Genomic DNA, 22,715 nt, shown 5'->3' on the forward strand with positions numbered 1-22,715 from the left:
ATAAAGTGAATTATGTTGCAATAAAAATAACATAATTATGAATAAAAAATATGAATAACTGTATTTATTTGATAATATCATTATATTTATAGTATTTTTTAATTTTAAAAAATATGTTTAAGAGGTTTTAAGTGATAAAAATCGTAAATTATTCTTCAGATGCTGAATTTTTTAATTTAATGAATAATAAATGTATAATCATTTGTCCAATTTCTTTGAATCCTTACAAAAGAATTATAATGATCTGCTGTATAGAAACTTTCACCCGTAAATGAATTATAAATAATTCTATGTGACCCTCTATTTATTCCTTGGTAATAGGGGATAATATCGTGTTCAATATAAAATTCTCTTTGATTATTATTTCCTGGCCACCAATTATGTTGAGAATTTAAAATAGGAAGTTGTTGCTCTCTATTATGCCATGGTTTTGTTGAATAGTAATGAATGCCACCATTATATGAAATATAATCAGTTCCAAATCGGCTCCAAATATTTGTGTTTGAATAATTATTAATTCTTGCATGATAAATATTATTTATCACTTGATACACTTCATTTGGAATATTATTTATATTTGTATAATAATGTGTTTGCTCTTGTTGAACTGTATTACAATGCATTGAGTTTGCTTGAGCACAAATAAGAATGCAAAATAAGTATATAATTAAATTTTTAAAATATTTGTAATTTTTAATTAACATTTTTATTACCTTTATCTGAGTCAATATTTATAAAATTAAAATTGTTTTGTAAGAAGTTCATTAGAAATAATTCTGATTTATTAAATTTTCCTTCTTTATTTAAATTGTAGTCTTTTGTATTTTCGCTTTTCTCAAAATCATCATTTTTTAAATATTTTAATGTTATTATATTTTCTAAATTAACAATATTTTTTTTGGTTATTTCAAAATTAGTAAATTCTAGATAAGCTTTATTTATATAATATGGTTTATCTTGAATGATATCATAAAAGTAATAATTATCATTATTCATATTTAAATTAAAAAACGGAATTTTATTTTTTGTATATAAGTATACTTTTCTTTGATTTAAATCTAACTTCACTTTTTGATCATTTGTGAGGAATATTAATTCATTATTTTTATTATTTAAATTATTAACAATATCATTTAGATTTTTTCCAATATGTTGTTTTAACCAATTTTGATTATATGCTATAACATAAGGCTTAAAATCATTATCGATTTTATAAATTATTCCATTTTTTGATAGAATAACGGGTTCATTTAGATACATTTTAATATCTAATATTTCTTCATTTTCTGGGAGTAATATAGTTTCTAATGGACTAAATTGACCATTTTTATAATTTACTTTTTTTAATAAAGATTTATTTATGTATTCATCTGATATAAATAGTGAAGATGAATTGTTTGATTCTTTTCTATATCCAACAAGTTTAATACGAATATCATCATAATTATAGGGTATTATAAATGTTTTTTGAATATCGTTAAAATACCAACCATGGATCATTCCAGAATGTTTTCCAAATAAACTTTTTAATATAAAAATAGGCCATTTTCTTTTTGTTATAGTAACAATATCAGCAATCTCAAAATCTTTTTTATGATCTAAAATTTGATTGAAATCACTATTGTATAATTGAGCTTCTACTAAAAATACGCCGTCTTCTCTAATTTCATAAAATGAATGCTCAAAATTGCTAGTTTCTACAATAACATTTTCGCCGTTTTTATAAGTATCTGTAACATTTTTTATAATATAATTTTTCCCATTTTTATTTTTATATGAAATGACTTTTTCTTTTTTATTATAAAAGATAATATTACCATTTATTTCATGATATATATCAACATTATTTATATCTTTAAATGAATGAGCTTCGTCAATATGAATTAACTCTCTTTTTTCAATGTTATAAAAGACAGGGGCGAGTAAATTGTGAATTAATTTTGCTTCTGGATGGTTTTTAATTTTTAAAAATTTAAAATTTGTTTCGCTATTATTTAAATAATTCTGCTCAATAAATTCATATAGATTTTTTAAATTTTTAATATGTTTTGCATCAATTTCTTTATTCACATCTAGTACGTTTTTTGGATGAAAAAGATGTAATTCCCAATTTGATTTATGTATTTTATATATTCTTCCAATTTTATCTTGTATATATAGGTTATTAGGAATTTTATTTTTAAATAAGATAACAATATCATTAATTTTAATTGAATTATCAATAAGTCTAGATAATTTAATTTCTGTAGCATCTATTCCAAAATACCAATTTTCTAATCCAATTGAATCTATTGAATAATTTGCGCCATCCGATAATTTTAAAAAGTGATTGCCATCTTGATCTGATTTAAAGTTGTAATTTATAAAATTTTTAAATTCGTTAGGAATTTCTGGGGTAATAAATTTTTTACTTTTATCGCCAATAATAATATTAATATTTGATTTTTGATATTCATGCTCAAGAGATTCTATAGCATAATCTGATATTACTGGTTCAGCATATATATATTCAAATAAAAATCCTCCATTTTGTTGTATTTTGTAAGCACTCATAATTTCTTTATCATGTCTTAAAGTAATAGTAGGGCTCAATTGATATTTATATTTAATATAGGATATTGGCTGAATTGGGAGAATAATTTTTGTGCTATCTTGTATTTTTATTTCAGCAGAATCAAGCTTTTTTCTAATTTCAGATTCATTAATTGTATTTCTAGGAATAAATGAATTTTTAAATGGAAAAGCTTTTGATTTATCTAAAATTGCTATAGGATTTTCTCCATGTGAGATATATAATGTTGTAGGATCAAAAAATGGTTTTGAATCAAGAATTTTTTGAGTTTCTTCATAACTCTTTGTTCTAGATGTTGGGTAAATATAATGACTACCAAATTTTATTTTGAGTAAATTATTATTACTAAAGTCTAATTCACTTATAACAATGTTTAAATGATCTGGTTTTTCTAAGGTATTTTTAAAATTTTTATGTGCTAATGAAAGAATATTATTTGACGTATTAGGAATAAAGACATTTGAATCAGAAATAAGATAATGATTATTTTCATAATCGTAAAAATATTTTGCTATTTCTAAAGGCTTAATAATTACGTCAGCTACTACATCTGCGTAGGCATTAATCCCATAAGTTACTCCAAATATAGGGACGGCTAAAAAGGATGAAAAGGCAGAGGCTGATTCTCCGGCAATAAAAGCGATTCCATCTCCTAAGAACCCTAAACTTGCCGAAGCTAAGTCTGTTGCCAATCTTTCTTCGGATTTTACTCTCTCTGTAATAGTTTTTGCATTTATAATTTCTATAAGATCAAAAATAAAATTTGCTGTATTTAAACTTATTGATAGTTTGTTTCCAATTTTTGCGATTTTATTTTCAATCTTTATTATGTTTCTTAAATTAAATTTATAATTATTATTTATTTCAGTTATTAATAGCAATGATTTTGAAGTATCTGTTATCACATCATTCGCTAATTGAGCTATATTTACATAAGTATGTGCTTTTATAACTTTTTGTAATGTTGTGTCATTCTTATGAATAGAATAATCTGAATTTTTATCAGAAAAATATTCAATCATAAATGAAATCATATAAGCATGAGATAGACCAAAGTTTATATTAGAAAAATATTCATTTTGATTAGGATGGTTTTCAAAAGCTAAGCTATTGTTGTGATATTCTAACTGTTCTTTAAATTTTTGAATATTTTGAAAATCTTCATTCGAGCTAATTTTGATTTCTTTTTTTGATTTATAAATTTCATCGTAAAACTCAATTGATTTTGAATTTTTATTCAGTGAAAATAAGTTTGGAACTAAATTTTTATTATTATTTATTTTATCTAATGCATTTTTTAAATGCATTGAGTAATATTCGGCTTTATATTTTATTTCTTCTTTTATATATTTTAATTCATTATTAAAGTCATTTTTTAATTTATTAATTTTTTCATTTCCATCTCCAAAATTGTTTAAAAATGACATTAGATCTGTTATAATATTATATTTCTCATGTATATCATCTGATTCTAATGATTTAAGAGATGCTAGTCTTTTTTTGTATTTTTCAAAGTTCTCTTTCGTAGTGATTTCTTCAATAATTTCAAATGAATTATCAATATTTGAATTAAAAAAAGTACAAGGATTTGTAGCACTATTTAAGTGAACTAAATTAATTTTATTGTTATCATCTTTGTTTTCATGTTTTTTACAGCCTAAAATTAAAGTGGAAATAGCAAGAACTAATGGCGTATATTTTAATTCTTTTAGAATAAGGAGTTTCATTTAATCACCTTTTTACTAAAAAAAACATATAATAATAATTAAATTATTTTTTATTATTATATGTTTTTTATTTTATTTTATTTTAATTATCTAAATGTTAATTTAGACGATTTTTGAAATATCATAAAAATATAAATTATCAAGTTAATATCTAAAAATTGTATAAAAATATTTTAAAGTTAGATGGCCTTGAGTTCCATAACCTTTTGCCTTTTTTATTTATTAAATATTATGAATAATAAAAAAGAAATGGAATAATGAGAGTGTTTCATTTTCTAAAAATGGATTTAATTCCTATTAAAATTATTTTAGACCTAAAAAATCGAGATCCCATCCGCCATCGCGAATTATTTCAGGCGGCTCTTGCGAAAAATCGACAATGGTAGATACTTTTATGGGAACAATTTCATCATTTTTTATAGCTAGATCTATAATTCCAGGTGATGCTTGTTTGCAAATATCTGTTACGTTTGTCCACCAAAAATCGTGGACATTATTTTCATCGAAATAATCTTGTGCTAAGAGTTCTTCATCATCTGTAATACTTGTTACCAAAAGAGGATTATCTATTTCCATTGTGATACTTTGAATTATAGGATGATTGGAAATTCGAATGCCCACAGTTTTTCGTTTTGGACCAGCAGCAATTTTTGGCGTGTTTTTTGTGCAAGGTAATATAAATGTATAAGGACCTGGCCATGCTCTTGTTGCAATCCGAAATGTTTGAGTAGTAAGATACGCTAACTTACTTACCTGAGAAATATCTTTACAAAAAAGACTGAATGGTTTGTTTTTAGGATGTCCTGGACGCAGTTTTAATAATTTTTCATGAGTGGAATCATAGGAAGCACTTCCAATGAAACAATAACCCGTTTCACTTGGTGCAAGTATAATACCTCCCCTGTCAATTATTTCGATGACTTCCTTTATACGTCTTTTATCAGGATTCTTTTGATGTATGCTTAAAACTTGGGTCATGAGATTGCCTTCTTTCTCATTATGAGAGAATGAGTTTTTACAATGTGAAATTGCATTTGTCATTTAATCTTTTTTGACTGCTTGAGTTTCTTTCACATTCTGTTAACGGCAAGTTGACATATGATTCGATATGAATTCTTATGGCACCGAAAATGTAGCACGTCAGGGGAGGATATATCCGCGATGGATGCTTTTTACGCTACTATTATTGAAGATTTAAAAAATATTGTTTCTGCTGAATCATGGCAGTTTGAAGAACGCGCGCAATTTGAAAGTGAACAAACACTCACAGTTGCCAAAGAAAAAATTAGAGAAGTCATGCTTTGTCTTCGTGATAAACATGAATTTCAATTTTTAATTGATCTTTGTGGTGTGGATTGGCCTCAAAGAGAAAAGCGTTTTGATGTTGTTTACCATTTACTGGCACCAAAACATAAAAAACGTTTGCGTGTAAAATGTATGGTTGGAGAAAAAGAATCCATTCCTTCTATTCATGATATTTGGAAAACCGCAAATTGGCATGAACGTGAAGCTTGGGATATGTACGGAATTGATTTTTCTGGCCATCCCGATATGCGTCGTATTTTAACTCATCATGAATTTGTAGGTCATCCTTTACGTAAGGATTATCCAGCAGATAAAAATCAATCCATGCGCGGTGAAGCGCTTGAAAATACATTTGATAAAGATCGTCAACGCCTTATGGCAAAATACGATCACGAAGATCTCATGTGGATTAACATCGGTCCAGCGCACCCTGCAACACATGGTACGTTACGTTTTATGTCTGTAATAGATGGCGCAGAACGTATTAAAGAAATGGATGTAGAAATCGGTTATCTACATCGTTGTTTTGAAAAAATGTGTGAAACACATAATTATAATCAAATTATTCCATATACTGATCGTTTAAATTATTGTTCTTCTCCTATGAATAACAGTGCATTTTGTGAAACAGTCGAAAAATTAATCGGTGTTAAAGTACCACCACGTGCACAAATGATGCGAATGATCATCGATGAACTTTCTCGAATTATGGATCACTATGTTTGTATTGGTGCAAATCTTGTTGACTTAGGTGCAATTACAGGTTTCTTCTATTTATTTGAAGAAAGAGAACATATTTACACCTTATTTGAAAAACTTTGTGGCGCAAGACTTACTGTTTCTTTAATGAGAATTGGTGGAATGGGTTTTGATGTTCCTGAAGGTTGGCTCGATGAGTGCAGTGTCGTTGTCGATAAAATTGAAAAACGTCACCAAGAAATTGAAAGTCTTGTTACTTCAAATAGAATTTTTGTACAAAGAACAAAAGGCTCAGGAATATTATCAAAAGAAAGTGCTATTCAATATGGATATACAGGTCCATGTTTAAGAGCTACTGGCTTTGAATACGATATTCGTAAAGAAGAACCTTATTGGTTTTATGATCAAGTTGATTTTGATGTTCCTGTTGGGACACATGGTGATACTTATGATCGTTACCTTGTTAGAATGGAAGAAGTCCGTCAAAGTATTAAAATTTTACGCTGGTGTTTTAAAAATATGCCAGAAGGTCCTATTAATGTTCCCGATAAAAATATCGTTTTGCCATCTAAAAAAGATGTCTATGGTAACATTGAAGGATTAATGAATCACTTTATGTTGATTATTAAAGGTGTTCAACCACCAAAAGGTGAAATTTATCATCGCAGCGAAGCTGCCAATGGTGAACTTGGATTCTATGTCATTTCTGATGGTTCTGGAAATCCATACAGAGTGAAATGTAGAGCACCATGTTTTTCAATATTGGGTGGGTTTACAGAAATGGTACACGGTAACTTTCTTGCCGATGCCGTAGCAGCACTTGGTAGCATTAACATCATTGCAGGCGAACTAGATAGATAAGGGGCAATATATGCCATATTTTTCACAAGAATTAACTAAAATCATAGAAGGTTATCTCAAAAGATATGAGACAAAACGTTCTAGCATTCTCCCTATTCTTCATGCAGTCCAAGATGAAAAAGATTGGATTTCTGATCAAGATGTTGATGCCCTAGAAAAAGAATTTGGGCTATCTGCTGTAGATATTCGTGAAGTTCTCACGTTTTATACAATGTATAGACAATCACCTCCCAAACCTTATCGTTTTGAAATATGCAAAAGTATTTCTTGTTGGCTTTTGGGCGCGAATGAAACGATTCTTGCTGTTCGCAAAGAAATTGAAAAAGCAGAAAAAGAAGGAAGACCACTTCCATTTGAAGTTCATGGCGTTGAATGTTTAGGACAATGTGGTTATGCTCCTTCAACATTAATTAACAAGGATCGCCATAATAACGTAACACCTGAAAAGGCATTGGCGCTTATTAAAGAATACTGTTCAAAAGAATTGCCAAAAGCTGCGATAAACTGTGCAGCAAATGCTAAGAAATAAGGAGACTTTTCATGCCCGTAATTAAGAACGAATATCAAGGTCGTAAGCCTGATGAATTTCGTATTCTGCTCGGCCTTGAAGGTCATCCTGATTCACGGAATATAAAAACATACATTGAAAAAAGTAACGGATACAAAGCGCTTGAAAAAGTATTAAAAGGCGGCATGTCCTCTGAAGATGTAATCAATACTGTAAAAGCATCGGGTCTTCGTGGTCGTGGTGGTGCAGGATTTCCTACAGGATTAAAGTGGAGCTTTGTTCCAAAAGGACCTGGTGAAAAGTATTTAATTACAAACTTTGATGAAGGTGAACCTGGTACCTATAAAGATTGTTACATTTCAGAAGTAACACCACATTCTTTAGTTGAAGGCAAAATTATTGCATCTTATGCAATTGGAGCACAAAAAAGTTATATCTATATTCGTGGTGAATTTTATAACGAAATAAAATGGTGCGAAAAAGCAATACAAGAAGCTTATGATGCAGGTTACCTTGGTGAAAATATTATGAGCTCTGGCTTTACACATCATATGGATGTGTATTCGGGAGCAGGTGCTTATATTTGTGGAGAAGAAACAGGATTAATTTCTTCTCTTGAAGGTAAAAAAGGACAACCTAAATTAAAACCACCTTTTCCAGCTGTAAAAGGTTATTTAGGAAAACCTACTGTTGTAAATAATGTGGAATCTCTTGCTGTCGTTCCTTGGATTATCAATAATGGTCCCGAAGCTTATAAAAAATTCGGCACAGAAAAATCTCCGGGAACAAAATTATTTAATGTCAGTGGTCCTATTGCACGTCCTGGGTGTTATGAATTGCCACTTGGTTATCCATTGATGCGTTTTTTAAATGAAGACTGCGGTGGTTTATTAGACGGGAAAAAATTAAAAGCTGTTATTCCAGGTGGATCATCAGCTCCTATATTAACGGCAAAAGAATGTGAAAACGTAACACTCGATTATGAATCCATTGCTGCAGCAGGTTCTATGTTGGGTTCTGGAGCCATCATTGTTATTCCAGAAGGTGTTGGTATGCCTTCTGTATTAGAAAATTTAATGGATTTTTATTCGCATGAGTCTTGCGGTCAATGTACACCTTGCCGCGAAGGTACGGGTTGGCTTTATAAAATGTCCAAACACATTTTAAAAGGAAATGCGACAAAAGCAGATTTCAATCGCATTAACACGGTTGCAAATAATATGCGTGGAAAAACAATTTGTGTTCTTTCTGATGCTGCTGCCGATCCTGCCCGTGCAATTATTGCAAAATATGCGCATGAATTTGAACCATATCTTAAAGGGTAAATAAAATGTCAGAAACTGTTACGTTAACAATTGATGGCAAAGAAGTAACTGTACCAAAAGGAACTTCTGTAATTGAAGCAACTGAATTGCTTGGAATTGAAATTCCTCGTTTCTGTTGGCATCCAGGACTTTCTGTTGCTGGTGTTTGTCGTTTTTGTATGGTGAAAATTGAAGGCATGCCTAAACTTCAAATCGCTTGTAATACAACATGTACGGAAGGCATGAAGGTCATTACTGTGAGTGATGAAGTAAAAGATGCTCATAAATGGGCTCTTGAATTTCACCTTATCAATCACCCACTCGACTGTCCAATTTGTGATCAAGCTGGTGAATGTGAATTACAAAATTATTATATGAAAGTTGGTAAGTACACATCCCAAATGGATGAAGATAAAGTACTTAAACCAAAAGCGCTAGATGTCGGTGATAATCTTGTGCTTGATACCGAACGTTGTATTTTATGCTCTCGTTGTGTTCGTTTTGAAGACGAAGTAACAAAAACAAGTGCACTTGGAATTTTTAATAGAGGCGATCATTCTGTAATTGGAACATTCCCTAATCGTAAAATTCAACATAATTATAGTTATAACATTGTTGATATTTGTCCTGTTGGAGCTTTTACAGCAAAAGATTTCCGTTTTAAATGTCGTGTTTGGTTCTTAAGTGAAACAAAAACAATTTGCCCAGGATGCTCAACAGGCTGTAACGTAACATTATTTGAACATAAAAATCAGCGTGAATATTACCGGTTAAAACCACGTAAAAATAAAGAAGTTAACGGTCATTGGATGTGTGATTATGGTAGAACAATGTACCATCATTTAAATGCAGATGAACGTTTGGCAGTTCCTATGTCAGTTGGAAAACATTTACCTTGGGATTCCGTGAAAAAAGAGTTATCTCAAAAACTTTCCTCTTTAAAAGGAAAAGCCGATCAAGTTGCTGTGGTATTAACACCTCAATATACAAATGAAGAATATGAAAATATATTTTCATCTTTGAAATCTGTTTTAGGTTCGTTGCCTAAAGTATATGTTTGGCGTGATGCGAATGAAAAAGCAGATAGTTTTGATGGAATTTTATTCCGTGGAGATCACAATCCAAATACAGTTGGTTTAAAACAATTATTAGAGCGTAATTCTATAAGCCCTGTTTCTTTAAGTGGTGACTTTTCGGTATTAGCATCTCAAAATGCTTCTCTTACAATTGTATTTGGTCCTGAAATTGAAAAGTCATACTCTCAATTTTCAAATGAAGTAACAAGATTTGCAGAGCTAACAAATGTTATTTATTTTGGAACTACAAAAAATCCAATTACAAAGAAATTTTCTCTTGCTGTACCTACAAAAGTATTTTCCGAGAAAAATGGAACTTTTGTTAACTACAATGGTATTGCACAAAAACTCAAAGCAAATCCTCCTGTGTTCCCAGCAATGCTAGGAATTGAGGATATTTTTTCTGAAATGAAAGTGTGAGGCATTCAATATGGGATATATCAATGTATCAAAAGATCCTCAAAAAAGTTTAAAAAATGGATATCTTTCCACTACTCTTTTAGGTCTTGGGCAAACCATATCTGTTTTTGCGAAACAACTTTTGAAACTGGAAGATTCCGTTACCATTCAATGGCCTGAAGTGGAATATCAATATTCCGAACGATTTAAAGGCGCGCATTTTTTAACAAAACGACCAACTGGTGAAGTTCGTTGTACGGCTTGTTTTTTATGTGCTACAAATTGTCCTGCTCAATGTATTACAATTGTAGCGGGTCAATCTAAAGATAAAGGAATTGAAAAATATCCAGTTCGTTTTGAAATTGATATTTTACGTTGTGTATTTTGTGGATACTGTGAAGAAGCTTGTCCTGTCGATGCCATTCGATTAGGCTCAGAATATTCTATGGCAGGTTTACCGGAACAAAAATGGGTTTATACCAAAGATTATTTATTAAATCGTCCTGAAAATAAAAAACGTCTTGGTGATAAACAAATTTCTAAAAAAGAAGAAAATGTAAAAGATGAATCTGTAAGTAGTAATTTACCAAATATTCATCGTCACAATGGTCATGGCCATTAATTTATAATTATTGGTAATACTTTTAACAGAAGAAAAATTATATATTTAATTTTTCTTCTGTTTTTTTATTCGTAAAATAGATTCATTTTATTTTAAACTAAAGTTGATTTTATAAGATAACTTGAATTTATTAATGGAACAGGAGTTGGCTTTTTATAATAAAATAAATTATCAACCAAGTCTCTCTCACGTGTATTGAAAATTGTATTTAAAAATTTGTTTGGTAAGTACATAAATGACTCACTGTGCTTATCAAATATGCTAAAAAAGTTTTCATAATGAACAAATTGATTTGCTCCATACCAAGGGTCATGTATGAGCAAAGTTTCTTTTTCAATTCCTTTGACCACAACGGCATGGGGAACTTTTCCATTAAAAATATTTATCGTAATAATTAGAGGCCCTAAATGGAACAAGGCATACCCAAGCCATGAGCTAAAATAACTTGCGTTATTTTTTATTTCGTATGGCAATCGAATAGATTTCATTCCAATATTAAGAAGTTCATCATCTGTAGTTCCTGTGAACGCTCCTCTTTTATCTGAGTTTGAAAGGAATTGGTTAATGGGTTTTAGTTGCTCCGAAAATACATTACTTGATTTAAAATGAAGCATTTGAAATGATGTCACCATTTTAACACTGGTATCACCACAAGTATTTATTTTATCTTGGAAAAAAAATGGGCAATTTAAGTTTACATATGGTGGAAAGCTTGTTGGGTGAGTTATTAACGAAAGTTGCGATTCATTATATTTTTTTCCACTTAACTGAATCGTATCTTTTTTAAAAATTTGTTTATTTGAATGCCATCCAAACATTCCCTTAATAAGTTTCATAATTTATCATCCTTAATAATATTGAATATCAAATTTTTTTCCGAATTAGATAAGTTACCAAAAACAATTTAAGTTATAGCATTGAAATTTAATTTTTAAAATACTCTGTTACTTTTTTATCTTTTTTTTAAATTACTAAATTAATTGATATTATTAATGTTATTTTAAATAATTTTTTATAAGTGGTTTATTTAATTATTCTTTATAAATTAATAGATTTTTTATTTATGTTTATCTAAATTTTAGCAAATATTTTTATATTTATTCAAGGTAACAAGGATGTTAACATATTTTATGAAGCTTTATTGTGATTTTAATTTTCTGAAAAATCAGGTAGTAATATCAAAATTACATATAACAATTTAGAATGGTATAAAAGTTATTTTATTTTTTAGTAAACAGAATGCTCTCTATACTTGCAAGGACTTTATTTCGTATATATTTAATTTTTTTTGTGAATTACTTCTTTTAAAATAAAATTAATTAATCTAAATTTTTTAGATAATTTAATTTGCCTTGAATTTTAATCAATATAATAAAAATAAAAAAAATTCAATTGAGTAGTCAATTCATTGTCGAAATGATTTATTCTTATAAATATTGGATAAAAAACATTGAAATATTATTTTTACATTGAGGCTTAATTATTTTTATGTTACGATAAGGAATAATAAATAGTTATATTGTTTCTTATTAAGACTTATGTGCACAATAAATGAGGTGTTTTTTATGAAAATAATGAAATCAAAAAAAATAAAAATAACTTTGCTTACTACTATATCGCTTATTACAATTTCGAATTGTACACGAAAATATGCACGAGATGGGAGTTCAGCAGACAATCAAACAACAGAAATTATACAAAGCGGAAGCGATAAAAATTTAATCATTCATTTTAATGGAAATACAACTTATAATAGCCCTGTTATTTATTTAAAAAATGGCAATACTCCTGTTTTAGCACAAGATATTCATGGTATTGCAACAACTGGTGGATATGATGGAAATCAAACAATTCCTTTTACTGGAATTGTATTTACATCAAACATAAATAAATTAGATGCAAATAAAATTAAAGTCAGCTTATATGATGATAAGCAAGACTCTTTTTGCAGTGGCGTCAATTTTTCAATTAAAAATAATAATATTACTTTTCAAAATACGGAAAATAATAAACTGTATACAATGACAAGTTGTAATTATAAAATCACTTCCGATTTTTATAAAGTAAATCACACAAAAATAAATTTACAATTTAATTATACGATTAAAGATTGGAGTACAAGTTTAGGTGCTTCTAGTCAAGCTCAAATTACAGCACAAAAAATTGAATCTGCATGTAAAAATATACCAAATCAGGGCTGTTTAGATCCAACTTATGAACTCGAATTATTCCTTAATGAAAATTATATTAAAGATATTTCTCCAATTACTTCTTTAATAAATTTAGTAAGATTAAAACTACAAGATAACGCAATTGAAAATGTACCGAGTTCTATTTCAGAATTAAAAAATTTAATTTATTTGGATCTAAGAAATAACTCAATTTCATCATTGCCAGAATCTTTTTCTAAATTATTAAATTTAAAGAATTTGCTTATCAGTTTTAACTCTTTTCAAGAGTTTCCTGCTGCAATCACAAATTTAACTAACCTACAAAATTTGTGGTTTTCTAATTCAAAAGTGGTTTCTATTCCAGGTTGTATCTCTAATTTAACAAATTTAGAGCTTCTCGATCTTCGTTATAATAAAATTACGGATGTGCCAGATTCTGTTGGAGACTTAGTAAGTCTAAAAAAACTTTGGCTATATAATAACTCCATTACTTCGGTGTCTGATAATCTTATTCATTTAAAATTAGATGAAATTTATTTGCAAAATAATCAAATTTCAAATCTTTCAAAACCAACTTTTTTATGGATAAATTCAATTATAACGAATGACTTAAGTAATAATCCAGGTTTTCCAAATTTTGGAAATTAAAAAAAAATATATTCATTTATTAAAATTAATGTAAATTAAAAAATATAATTCATACTATTCACTAAATTTATTAATTTAATAATAAAAAATAAAAATTTATTATGTACTAGACAATGAAAGATATTCCTGCTAGTTTTTGTCCAGAATTTTTAAAATTATATTTTATTTTTTTATAATACTATCTATTAAATTCAGCATTGTGCTTGTTTATTAATGGTAGTAAAGGAGTTATTATGAAATTACATAATGCTATTTTATCTTCTGTTTTTAGTTTTGGTTTTGCAGCAACAGCATTTGCAGATGTTCCTGCTTACGTAACTATTCCGCCAGTAGTAAACGGACAAGCAAATCCTTCTTATGGTGGTAGTGGATGTCCTGCTGGCTCAGCACGCGCTATTGTTTCTCCAGATCTTAAATCTTTTACAATGATTTTTGATAAATATGTTGTTAATGCAGCAGGATCAAATTCTTTTGATCGCAAAAATTGCCAAATATTAGTTAACTTAAATTTTCCTCAAGGCTGGACATATTCTATAGCACGTATGGATTATCGCGGATTTTATGATATTTCAGCAGGTGCTTCTGGTTCTCAACAAGCTTTGTATTATTTTCAAGGTAACTTGCAACAGGCACGTTTAAACACTGTATTTAATGGTCCTACTACAGGAGATTATACTTTAAGTGATACACTTGGAATTAATAATTTAGTATGGGCTCCTTGCGGATCCCAAAGTGGCTTAAATATAAATACATCCTTATTAGCTAAAGTTGGCCCTAATAATCCAAATGGTTATGCTCAATTGACAACAGACTCTGCCGATGGAAGTGTACAAACAACTTATGCTTTACAATGGCAACGCTGTCGTTAATTTAACGAATAAATGCCAATATTTCTTTAGAGAGTTTATAATATATAATTCTTAAATTAGTTTTATAAACTCTCACACTTTTTTTGATCAGAATCTAATGGTTTTGTTACGGTATTAAATTCTTCAGATAATGTTTTTTGAATTTCATAAGCAGCAAAACAATGGATTTTTGTGGTAGGATGAACTAAATCCCAAAATACATAATCTTTAGGATTATTGCATGAAACATTTGGATTTGCAGGATCGCTTGGAACCCCAACGTAACAAGAGTTATTTGTATTTTTAACGAAAAACTTTTCGGGTTTATTCTCAATTTCTAATAGCATCTTTTTTGCATTGAAAAAAACAATTTTAAACATTGAGTCATTGTTTTTATCTCTTATTTTTTCGACTTCTCTTTCAATAGCATAGTTTTCCATTTTTATTATAGTGCTTAAAACCCATTTCATTTTTTTAAAGCTTTCAACATCATTTGTTAAAGCTATTTTTCCTAAATCGGGTAGGTTTGCTATAAAAATATTTTGAGCGCCATTTTCTTTTAAAATTTGAATCCCTTTCATAAGATCGCCAGAAAGGTTCCAAAGAGATTTAAATGTTTGTACTGGTTTTTTAAAGTCCATAGAAAATATATTATTTGCACCAGCCCAAACTACAAAAAGAGTATCTTTCCCTTCTATTTTTTTTCCATTTTGATTTTTAATAAATTGATTAATTTGCGTTAATACATCGACAGCGGCAGGATAACGAGGGTTATTTCCAGATGTTAGAGCTCCAATATAGGCAAAATCGATTAAATTTGTTTTTAATGACTGTGAAATATATTCAACCCAAACGATTCCATTGCTTGCTCGTCCCTCATAATAAGGAGGTAAGGGCATAGGTTTCTCTGAAGTTTTTGAAGCCTTTAAATAATTTCCATTATCAGACAAGCTGTCACCAAAAACGATAATATTTTTAAAACCTGTATTTGCTTCAGAGGCTTTTAAAGGAGAAAAAGCAAATAAGGAAACAGAAATAAAAATTGCTTTAAAAGGAAAAGGCATATTCACTCCACAAAAAATATTTATTTGTATTAAAATATCATTTTATTGTTTTGAGTGCTTCTTCTCTTAAGTTTTTTCTTAAAATTTTTCCAATTGGTGTTTTAGGAAGCTCATTTCTAAATTCAATTAGTTTTGGAACTTTATAATGAGTCATAAATTTATGGCAATGCTCAATTATTTTTTCGGCTGTTAATGTTTGATCTTTTCTTACAATATAGGCTTTAACGGCTTCGCTTGTTTTATCGCTTGGAATCCCAATGACAGCAACTTCTCCCACACCAGCAAGTTTTGCGATACAATCTTCCACTTCGTTTGGATAAACATTAAAACCACTTACTAAAATCATATCCTTTTTACGATCAACAATTTTAATATAGCCATCAGGATCCATGACACCAATGTCCCCAGTAAGAAGCCAATCTTCTTTTAAACATTTGGAGGTTTCTTCAGGACGTTGCCAATATCCTTTCATGACTTGAGGACCTCTTACGGCAATTTCGCCAGTTTCACCTAAAGCAACAGGGACTCCCTCTTCATTTAGCATAACAACTTCAGTGCTAGGAACAGGAACTCCGACGGTATCAAATTTGATAACACCATTAATAGGATTAAAAGTAACAACAGGAGAAGCTTCGGTTAAACCAAAACCTTCTACTACTTTTGTTTTTGTTACGCTATCCCATCTATCTGAAACCGCTTTATGTAGTGCAGCTCCTCCAGCAATAGATGCTTTTAAATGTTTAGGTGGGTTTTCTGCAAACCATTTTTCATTTAATAGTCCATTAAACAGAGTATTTACGCCAGATATCCAAGTAATATCTTTTAGATCAAATGCTTTTTTAATATTCGTAAGCGGTCTTGGATTAGGAATAAGAACGCTTTCTCCGCCGCAATAATAAAATGTAAGTAAGTTAACAGTAAAAGCAAATATATGGTATAAAGGAAGAACAGATAAAAGCTGTTCATTACCAGGCACTATTTTAGCTTTGCCCATTTCTACTATTTGATACATATTTGCCATTAAATTTCTGTGTGTCAGCATAGCACCTTTGCTTACACCAGTTGTTCCGCCTGTATATTGTAGTGCTGCTAAATCGTCTAAAGTAACAGAGTTCCAATATTTATAAGGATTTAATTTTTTAGAACTTTGAAGGCTTAAGCCTAAATTAACAGCTTTTGTAAATGAGGTGGAATAAACTTCACAATTTGGTACTTGTTTTTTTACATACTTTAAAACTGTTTTAACTATAGTCTTTTTTATAAGTGGAAAAAAATCGGCAACACTAACTAATAAAATGGTTTCAAGATTTGTATTTGGGACAACTTCTTTTAATTTATCTGCAAACATGTCAATTATAATGAGCGCCTTTGCGCCACTGTCTTTAAATTGATGTTGCATTTCATAGGCTGTATATAATGGATTTGCATTAACAACAACAGCACCAGCTTTAAAAATTCCAAATACAGCGATAGTATAAGATAAACAATTTGGCATTTGTATAGCTACTCTATCGCCTTTTGCTATCTTTAATTCTTCTCTTAAATAAATAGCAAAAGCATCAGAATAAATTTCGACATCGCTAAAGCTGAGTTTGCCTTCCATGCCATTTGGTAAGATCATGCTGCATGCGATTTTATCTTTCCATTTAACTGATGATTTTGTTACCATATCAGCTAAGTTTAAAAATTCGAAATTTGCAAGCTCTAGGTTTGTTCCTGCTCCGTAGTGCGACTGCCAGGGACGTTCTTTGCATTCTATCTTACGATCCACCATTTCAGCTCTCCTCTATTCAACTTTAGGCGGATTGTATAGAAACATGTAGAAACGTCAATTTCAATGTTCAAATATTATATCTTTTCTTATTTTTGTTTTAAAAAAAAACTGTTTATTTATGAAGAAGATTTTTAAAATATTATAATTATTAAATTTATGATTTTTAAAATTTTTTTCAAAACAATACTTTTTTTCCTATTCTAAGAAATTTATTGTTTGTTATTTTGTTGCAAGGATAATGTTACCTAAATTGAATAATTTTTTGACAAGAAAGTCTTATTTTGCCTCTAAAGTTTTTTAAAATAAAGTTACTCTAAATCAAACCTTTTAATAGGAGAGTCATCATGAGCGTTAATAATGTAAAAAACTCCCCAAATGTGGTGAATCCAAACTCGATTCAAACATCTGATACAGGAAAAGCAGAAAAAGCATCTCCCAAAAATGCGGCTGCAGCTTATGCAAAAGCAGGGAATCCTCCTTCTGTTAAAGAAGCAGCAAATGTTCAAATTTCACAGCGTGCAAAAGAAATGAGCATGGCTAAGAAAGTTGCGGAAGAAACACCTGATGTGCGTGAAGATAAAGTTGCACAGTTTAGAGATTTAATTGAAAAAGGTGAATACAAAGCAGATTCCGAAAAAATAGCAAATGCAATTGTTCAAGAAGCAATGAGAGATGAAATCGCACGTGATCCAGGTATTGTTTTAAGATAATTTAAATTGCAAAGTGATAAGAAAAAATGGAAGAGCTATTAAATTTAATTATACAATTTAATGATATTTTAAGAAAACAAATTCAATCTTATTTAGAGTTTTTACCTATTTTAGATGAAGAAGAAATTGCTATTTCAAATTATGATTTAGCATCTTTAGAAAAAATGGTAATTATAAAAGATCAGCACTCACGCATTGCTCAATCCTTAGAAGAAAGAAGAGTCATCGTTCTTAAAAAAATTTGTTACATGATGGCTTTTGATCCCAGAGGACAAAATCTTTCTTTAAAATTATTTAAATTTACTTTTTCAACCTATATAAAAAATATAAAAACGTTAGTTGGAGAAGTAACATATAACAAATTGCTTGAACAAGAAACTACATTTAATGAAATTTCTTCTGAATTTGAAAAAACATTTGAAGTTGTTTATCCAAGAATATATAGAAACCAAGCTATTTTAAAGAAACTAATGAAAAACGTTTCTTTATCTATTAGTTTATTTCAATCCGAAGCAGAAGTTGGAATGAACTATGATTCCTTAGGTAAAGCTCAATCATTAACAAATAAAAATAATGGACTCTCTTCAATGCGCGTAAAAGCGTAAAGGTAAAAAATGGTTGCTACTTTAAACCACATACTTAATATGGGGAGCGAGTCCTTACAAAACTCAAGAGTTGGGGTAGACGTAACAGGACACAATATTTCAAATGCTCAAACTCCAGGTTATAGCCGCCAACAAGTAAACTTAGAAACAAAATGGCCTATTCAATACGGAATGCAAATATTTGGTGATGGGTCTCGTATTCAAAATATTAGACGCTCCCATGATAAATTTATTGAAGGACAATTAAGAAGAGAAGTTCAAGTACAAAGCAGGACAGAAACATTATCGGAAGGATTAAAAAAGCTAGAAAGTTTTTTTAATCCTGATTTAACTTCTACCATTCGGGATCGTTTTACAAGTTTTACAAATTCAATTCGGGAACTTTCAAATTATCCTGAAGAGCCTTCTGTTCGCATTAATATGATAGAAAGTGGTAAAGGATTATGCCAATCATTTAATTCAACTCATGCTAATATTGTGCAAGTCCAAACAGATGCAAATGAAGAAATTAGACAAAATATCAATCTTGTAAATCAGAAAATTGCTGAAGTAGCAAAATTAAATGGGCAAATTCGTGAAATGGGGGCTGGAAATCTATCTGACGTAAATGACTTAGAGGATAGACGTGATAAATTAATTAAAGAAATTGGAAATATTGTAGATATCAATGTTTATAAAGATAATAATGATCAAATTACAATTCGTGGACCAGCAGAGTGTTTGTTGGTTGAAGGTAATTTAGCATCCCGATTTATGATGGAAGATACATATACTGTAAATCATATGCCCAATGTGGTTGTTTCTGAATTTAATAAAGAACGTTACTTTGATATGACCCATAATATTAAAACAGGTAAAATGGGTGCTTTATTACAAATTCGAGATAAATATGCCCAAGGATTAAGAGATGAAGTCAATACTCTTGCCAAAGGTTTTGCAGAATCATTTAATGAAATCCATGTTAAAGGTTATGGAATAAATGATATGCGAGATATTAATGGCAGAGATTTTTTTGAAGGATTAGATGGTCCAGGTGAGCCCGCACAAGACATCGAGGTTTCCTTAGGAATTGTTTATAATCCAAATGCTATTGGCGCAGCAATGTCAACAACATCTCCTGGTGATAACGTTGTTTCAAATAAACTTGTTAAGTTATTTTATGAGCCTTTATATGATGACAACACAACAACGGTAACGGGTGTTTACGATAAAATGATAAGTAAACTAGGAATTGCGGCTTTAAAAACAAAAGAAGATGCGACAGCTTCGCAAATTATTTATGATCGATTAAAAGCGCAAAGAGAAAGTGTTGCTGGTGTTTCATTAGATGATGAAGCTGCCAATCTATTAAAGTATCAACATTTATTTACAGCGAGTTCGAAAGTTATCACAACAGCGGATGAAATGTATAAAACTGTGTTGGATTTAAAACGTTAATTATGAGGTGATATTATGGCAATAAATCCTCGTATCTCAGAACAATATAGATATGGAACAACTCTTGACCGTATTGGTACTGTAAAAAATATAGCCGATGATGTAAATGATACTGCAATATCTGGAAGAAAATTAAAAAGAATTAGTGATGATCCTGTTGCTACTATTCGAGTGTTACGTAACAGAACGCGAATAACAAACTTAGACCAATATCGAAAATCATTAGATTTTGGTAGAGGATTTTTGGCAAAAACAGAAGATGCTTTAACTTCCATTTATGATTCTTTAATAAGAGCAAAAGAACTTTCTATTCAACAATCAAATAATATTTATGATGAACCATCACGTAAAGCAGTAGCAGAAGAAGTTCGACAAATTTTAAATCATGTTATTATATTAGGTAACACAACATACAGCGATAAATATGTTTTTGGAGGATTTCAAACGACACAACCTCCTGTTTCTCCTGATGGACATTACTTAGGAGATGATGGTTATATTTTTGTTCAGGTTGATGAAGATAGTTTTCGTCCTATTAATGTTAATGGAAGAACCGTTTTTGATGTTCCTGGAGGATTAGAAGGAAAAAGACCACCTTTAGTAAACATTCTAGAAAACATGTATGACTCTTTATTTGCTTGGGATCGAGATAAATTACATCAATCCATGGTTGATCTCGATGCGGCTATGAACTCTGTTGTTACGGCAACAGCATCGCTTGGTGCGCGAAGAGTGGCCTTAGAAGATGTTTCTGAAAGGCTAGATCGTGGCGAGTCTCAACTGCATAGCGATAATAATAATTTAGAAGGAGCAGATATGGTAAAATCTGCTTTGGATTTAAAAAGAGCGGAAAATGCTTTAAATTTTACGTTACAAGCAAGTTCAAAAATGCTAACTCCTTCCTTACTTGAATTTCTAAAATAATCTTATATGCTTCCAAAATGTTATAATTTATTTTTTTAATTTTATAACTAAAACTCCTTAGATAAATAAATGGAGCTCGAATGAAATTAGCTATTATTTCAGGCAGTCATAGAAAAAATTCTCAATCAGAAAAAATTTCTAAATATTTGATCAAAGAATTAAGTTTGAAATTTTCAGTTTCAACTTATTTATTATCCCTATCGGAAAATCCAATTCCTTTAATGGATGAAGACTTTTTTAATCCTGAAGATCCTAATTGGAAAAAAGTTTGGCAACCCATTTCCAGTGAATTACAGTCTTGTGATGGTATCATTATTATTTCTCCTGAATGGCATGGAATGGTTCCAGCGGGTTTAAAAAATTTATTATTATTAAGTTCTGCAAAAGAATTTGGACATAAACCAGGTTTAATTGTATCTGTATCTGCTGGAATAAGTGGATCTTATCCTGTTAATGAATTAAGAACGAGCGGGTTTAAAAACTCAAGACTCTGCTATATTCCGGAACATTTAATAATTAGAGACTGTACTCATGTTTTAAACTTTGAGGCCCCAGAAAATCCTGCTGACGAATCAATTCGTAGTAGAATAACCTATGCATTAAATATATTATTAGAATATTCCAAAGCATTAAAGTTGGTTCGTGAAAGTGACAAAATAGATCACAAAACATTTCCGAATGGAATGTAAAATTTATTTATTAAGTAGGATATTATTTTTCTGGTTTTATTTTTAAATAAATTTTAACTTCATCACCAATTGTAGCACCATTTTCTATCGAAAAATCTTTTCTATTTATTGATGTTTCCGCATTAAAAATTTCTGTTTGTTTTGAAGTATCATCTTTTGCATTAGTTGCAGAAGAATTACAATCAAATGTTACCTTTTTTGTTATGCCTTTTATTGTCAAATCTCCTTCCATTTTAAAATTTTCTACGTTCCCTTTAATATTTGTGCTTTTAAAAATCATAATAGGGTATTTGGCTGTTTCAAAAAAATCTTTACTTCTTAAATGTTCATCGCGAGATTTATTTTCTGTATTAATAGAAGAAATATTCACATTTGCATTTACCTGAGATTTTTCAAAATCATTCGCTATTTTTATGGACCCTGAAAATTCTTCAAATTTGCCTTCAACGGTTAAAAGTCCAAAATTTTTAATCTTAAATTTTATTTCGGATTCCGTTTTATTTAATTGATATTCTGTTTCTTTAATAATGTCAGCATTTATAGAAATAAATGAAAAAATGGAAATAGATAAAACTGTTGCCTTTAATACATTAAGCATATTCATAAAAAAATCCTTTTATAAAAAATATTTAAAATTTTAAATGTTTTTTAATTAAAAATCACGGAATCAACTTAAAATCATTTTTCTTTGTTATTTGACATTTTTTTTTAAGTAAATTATTAAATCATCAATATGATATTGATAATCAGTATCATATTAGTTATTATAAAT

The 22,715-nt window shown here is 29.5% G+C and carries 19 protein-coding genes; 12 read left to right on the forward strand and 7 right to left on the reverse strand.

Annotated elements, in window-relative coordinates:
• Positions 1–176 precede the first annotated feature (176 nt).
• The 3 genes from GCL60_RS11890 to GCL60_RS11900 form a co-directional block, all read right to left on the reverse strand.
• Complete coding sequence (locus GCL60_RS11890; RefSeq protein ID WP_153420882.1) at positions 177–704, reverse strand: ribonuclease domain-containing protein; 528 nt, start codon at positions 702–704, stop codon at positions 177–179.
• Positions 694–4,299 (reverse strand): TcdA/TcdB pore-forming domain-containing protein, encoded by a 3,606-nt coding sequence (locus GCL60_RS11895; protein ID WP_153420883.1) that lies wholly within the window; start codon positions 4,297–4,299, stop codon positions 694–696. Before GCL60_RS11895 ends, GCL60_RS11890 begins: the two co-directional genes overlap by 11 nt.
• A 303-nt stretch (positions 4,300–4,602) precedes the next feature.
• Complete coding sequence (locus GCL60_RS11900) at positions 4,603–5,277, reverse strand: L-threonylcarbamoyladenylate synthase (protein WP_161998189.1); 675 nt, start codon at positions 5,275–5,277, stop codon at positions 4,603–4,605.
• Positions 5,278–5,460: 183 nt separating this feature from the next.
• Between GCL60_RS11900 and nuoD the strand changes: the two genes are divergently transcribed.
• From nuoD to GCL60_RS11925, 5 genes are read left to right on the forward strand one after another with little or no spacing between them, the layout of a single operon-like run.
• Entirely contained in the window at positions 5,461–7,164 is a 1,704-nt protein-coding gene (nuoD, locus tag GCL60_RS11905; RefSeq protein WP_161998190.1) for an NADH dehydrogenase (quinone) subunit D, read from the forward strand.
• A gap of 10 nt (positions 7,165–7,174) precedes the next feature.
• Positions 7,175–7,693 carry an NADH-quinone oxidoreductase subunit NuoE family protein gene (locus tag GCL60_RS11910; RefSeq protein WP_153420886.1) on the forward strand — a complete coding sequence of 173 codons (519 nt, stop codon included), beginning with the start codon at positions 7,175–7,177 and terminating at the stop codon, positions 7,691–7,693.
• Positions 7,694–7,704: 11 nt separating this feature from the next.
• Positions 7,705–8,997 (forward strand): NADH-quinone oxidoreductase subunit NuoF, encoded by a 1,293-nt coding sequence (gene nuoF, locus GCL60_RS11915; RefSeq protein WP_153420887.1) that lies wholly within the window; start codon positions 7,705–7,707, stop codon positions 8,995–8,997.
• 5 nt (positions 8,998–9,002) lie between these two features.
• Positions 9,003–10,472, forward strand: a complete 1,470-nt coding sequence (locus GCL60_RS11920) for an NADH-quinone oxidoreductase subunit G (RefSeq protein WP_153420888.1) — start codon at positions 9,003–9,005, stop codon at positions 10,470–10,472.
• A 10-nt stretch (positions 10,473–10,482) separates the two neighbouring features.
• Positions 10,483–11,073 carry a NuoI/complex I 23 kDa subunit family protein gene (locus tag GCL60_RS11925; protein ID WP_153420889.1) on the forward strand — a complete coding sequence of 197 codons (591 nt, stop codon included), beginning with the start codon at positions 10,483–10,485 and terminating at the stop codon, positions 11,071–11,073.
• A 92-nt stretch (positions 11,074–11,165) separates the two neighbouring features.
• Here the strand turns inward: GCL60_RS11925 and GCL60_RS11930 are convergent, their stop codons facing one another.
• Positions 11,166–11,909: a papain-like cysteine protease family protein gene (locus GCL60_RS11930; RefSeq protein WP_153420890.1), complete on the reverse strand. Its 744-nt coding sequence runs from the start codon at positions 11,907–11,909 to the stop codon at positions 11,166–11,168.
• A 729-nt stretch (positions 11,910–12,638) separates the two neighbouring features.
• Between GCL60_RS11930 and GCL60_RS11935 the strand changes: the two genes are divergently transcribed.
• Together GCL60_RS11935 and GCL60_RS11940 are read left to right on the forward strand one after the other, a co-directional pair.
• A complete protein-coding gene (locus GCL60_RS11935; protein ID WP_161998191.1) occupies positions 12,639–13,892 on the forward strand; it encodes a leucine-rich repeat domain-containing protein in 1,254 nt (417 codons plus the stop codon).
• A gap of 233 nt (positions 13,893–14,125) precedes the next feature.
• Complete coding sequence (locus GCL60_RS11940; RefSeq protein WP_153420892.1) at positions 14,126–14,761, forward strand: DUF4360 domain-containing protein; 636 nt, start codon at positions 14,126–14,128, stop codon at positions 14,759–14,761.
• Between the two features lie 62 nt (positions 14,762–14,823).
• On the opposite strand, the gene GCL60_RS11945 is transcribed toward GCL60_RS11940, so the two are convergent.
• Positions 14,824–15,804 carry an SGNH/GDSL hydrolase family protein gene (locus tag GCL60_RS11945; RefSeq protein ID WP_153420893.1) on the reverse strand — a complete coding sequence of 327 codons (981 nt, stop codon included), beginning with the start codon at positions 15,802–15,804 and terminating at the stop codon, positions 14,824–14,826.
• 37 nt (positions 15,805–15,841) lie between these two features.
• Positions 15,842–17,578 (reverse strand): AMP-binding protein, encoded by a 1,737-nt coding sequence (locus GCL60_RS11950; protein WP_153420894.1) that lies wholly within the window; start codon positions 17,576–17,578, stop codon positions 15,842–15,844.
• 344 nt (positions 17,579–17,922) lie between these two features.
• Here GCL60_RS11950 and flgM point away from each other — a divergent pair, with 344 nt between their 5' ends.
• The 5 genes from flgM to GCL60_RS11975 all read left to right on the forward strand — a co-directional run bounded on the left by flgM (position 17,923) and on the right by GCL60_RS11975 (position 21,943).
• The gene (gene flgM, locus GCL60_RS11955) at positions 17,923–18,288 is read left to right on the forward strand and encodes a flagellar biosynthesis anti-sigma factor FlgM (protein ID WP_153420895.1); all 366 of its coding nucleotides are present in this window, start codon (positions 17,923–17,925) and stop codon (positions 18,286–18,288) included.
• 26 nt (positions 18,289–18,314) lie between these two features.
• Entirely contained in the window at positions 18,315–18,893 is a 579-nt protein-coding gene (locus GCL60_RS11960) for a flagellar export chaperone FlgN (RefSeq protein ID WP_153420896.1), read from the forward strand.
• 9 nt (positions 18,894–18,902) lie between these two features.
• The gene (gene flgK / locus GCL60_RS11965; protein WP_153420897.1) at positions 18,903–20,330 is read left to right on the forward strand and encodes a flagellar hook-associated protein FlgK; all 1,428 of its coding nucleotides are present in this window, start codon (positions 18,903–18,905) and stop codon (positions 20,328–20,330) included.
• Between the two features lie 15 nt (positions 20,331–20,345).
• On the forward strand, positions 20,346–21,254 hold the full coding sequence (gene flgL, locus GCL60_RS11970) for a flagellar hook-associated protein FlgL (RefSeq protein ID WP_153420898.1): 909 nt from the start codon (positions 20,346–20,348) through the stop codon (positions 21,252–21,254).
• A gap of 80 nt (positions 21,255–21,334) precedes the next feature.
• Positions 21,335–21,943 (forward strand): NADPH-dependent FMN reductase, encoded by a 609-nt coding sequence (locus GCL60_RS11975; RefSeq protein ID WP_153420899.1) that lies wholly within the window; start codon positions 21,335–21,337, stop codon positions 21,941–21,943.
• Between the two features lie 22 nt (positions 21,944–21,965).
• Here GCL60_RS11975 and GCL60_RS11980 read toward each other — a convergent pair whose 3' ends face one another.
• Positions 21,966–22,547: a YceI family protein gene (locus GCL60_RS11980; protein WP_153420900.1), complete on the reverse strand. Its 582-nt coding sequence runs from the start codon at positions 22,545–22,547 to the stop codon at positions 21,966–21,968.
• Positions 22,548–22,715 lie beyond the last annotated feature (168 nt).

The organism is Silvanigrella paludirubra (assembly GCF_009208775.1).
Lineage (GTDB): Bacteria > Bdellovibrionota_B > Oligoflexia > Silvanigrellales > Silvanigrellaceae > Silvanigrella > Silvanigrella paludirubra.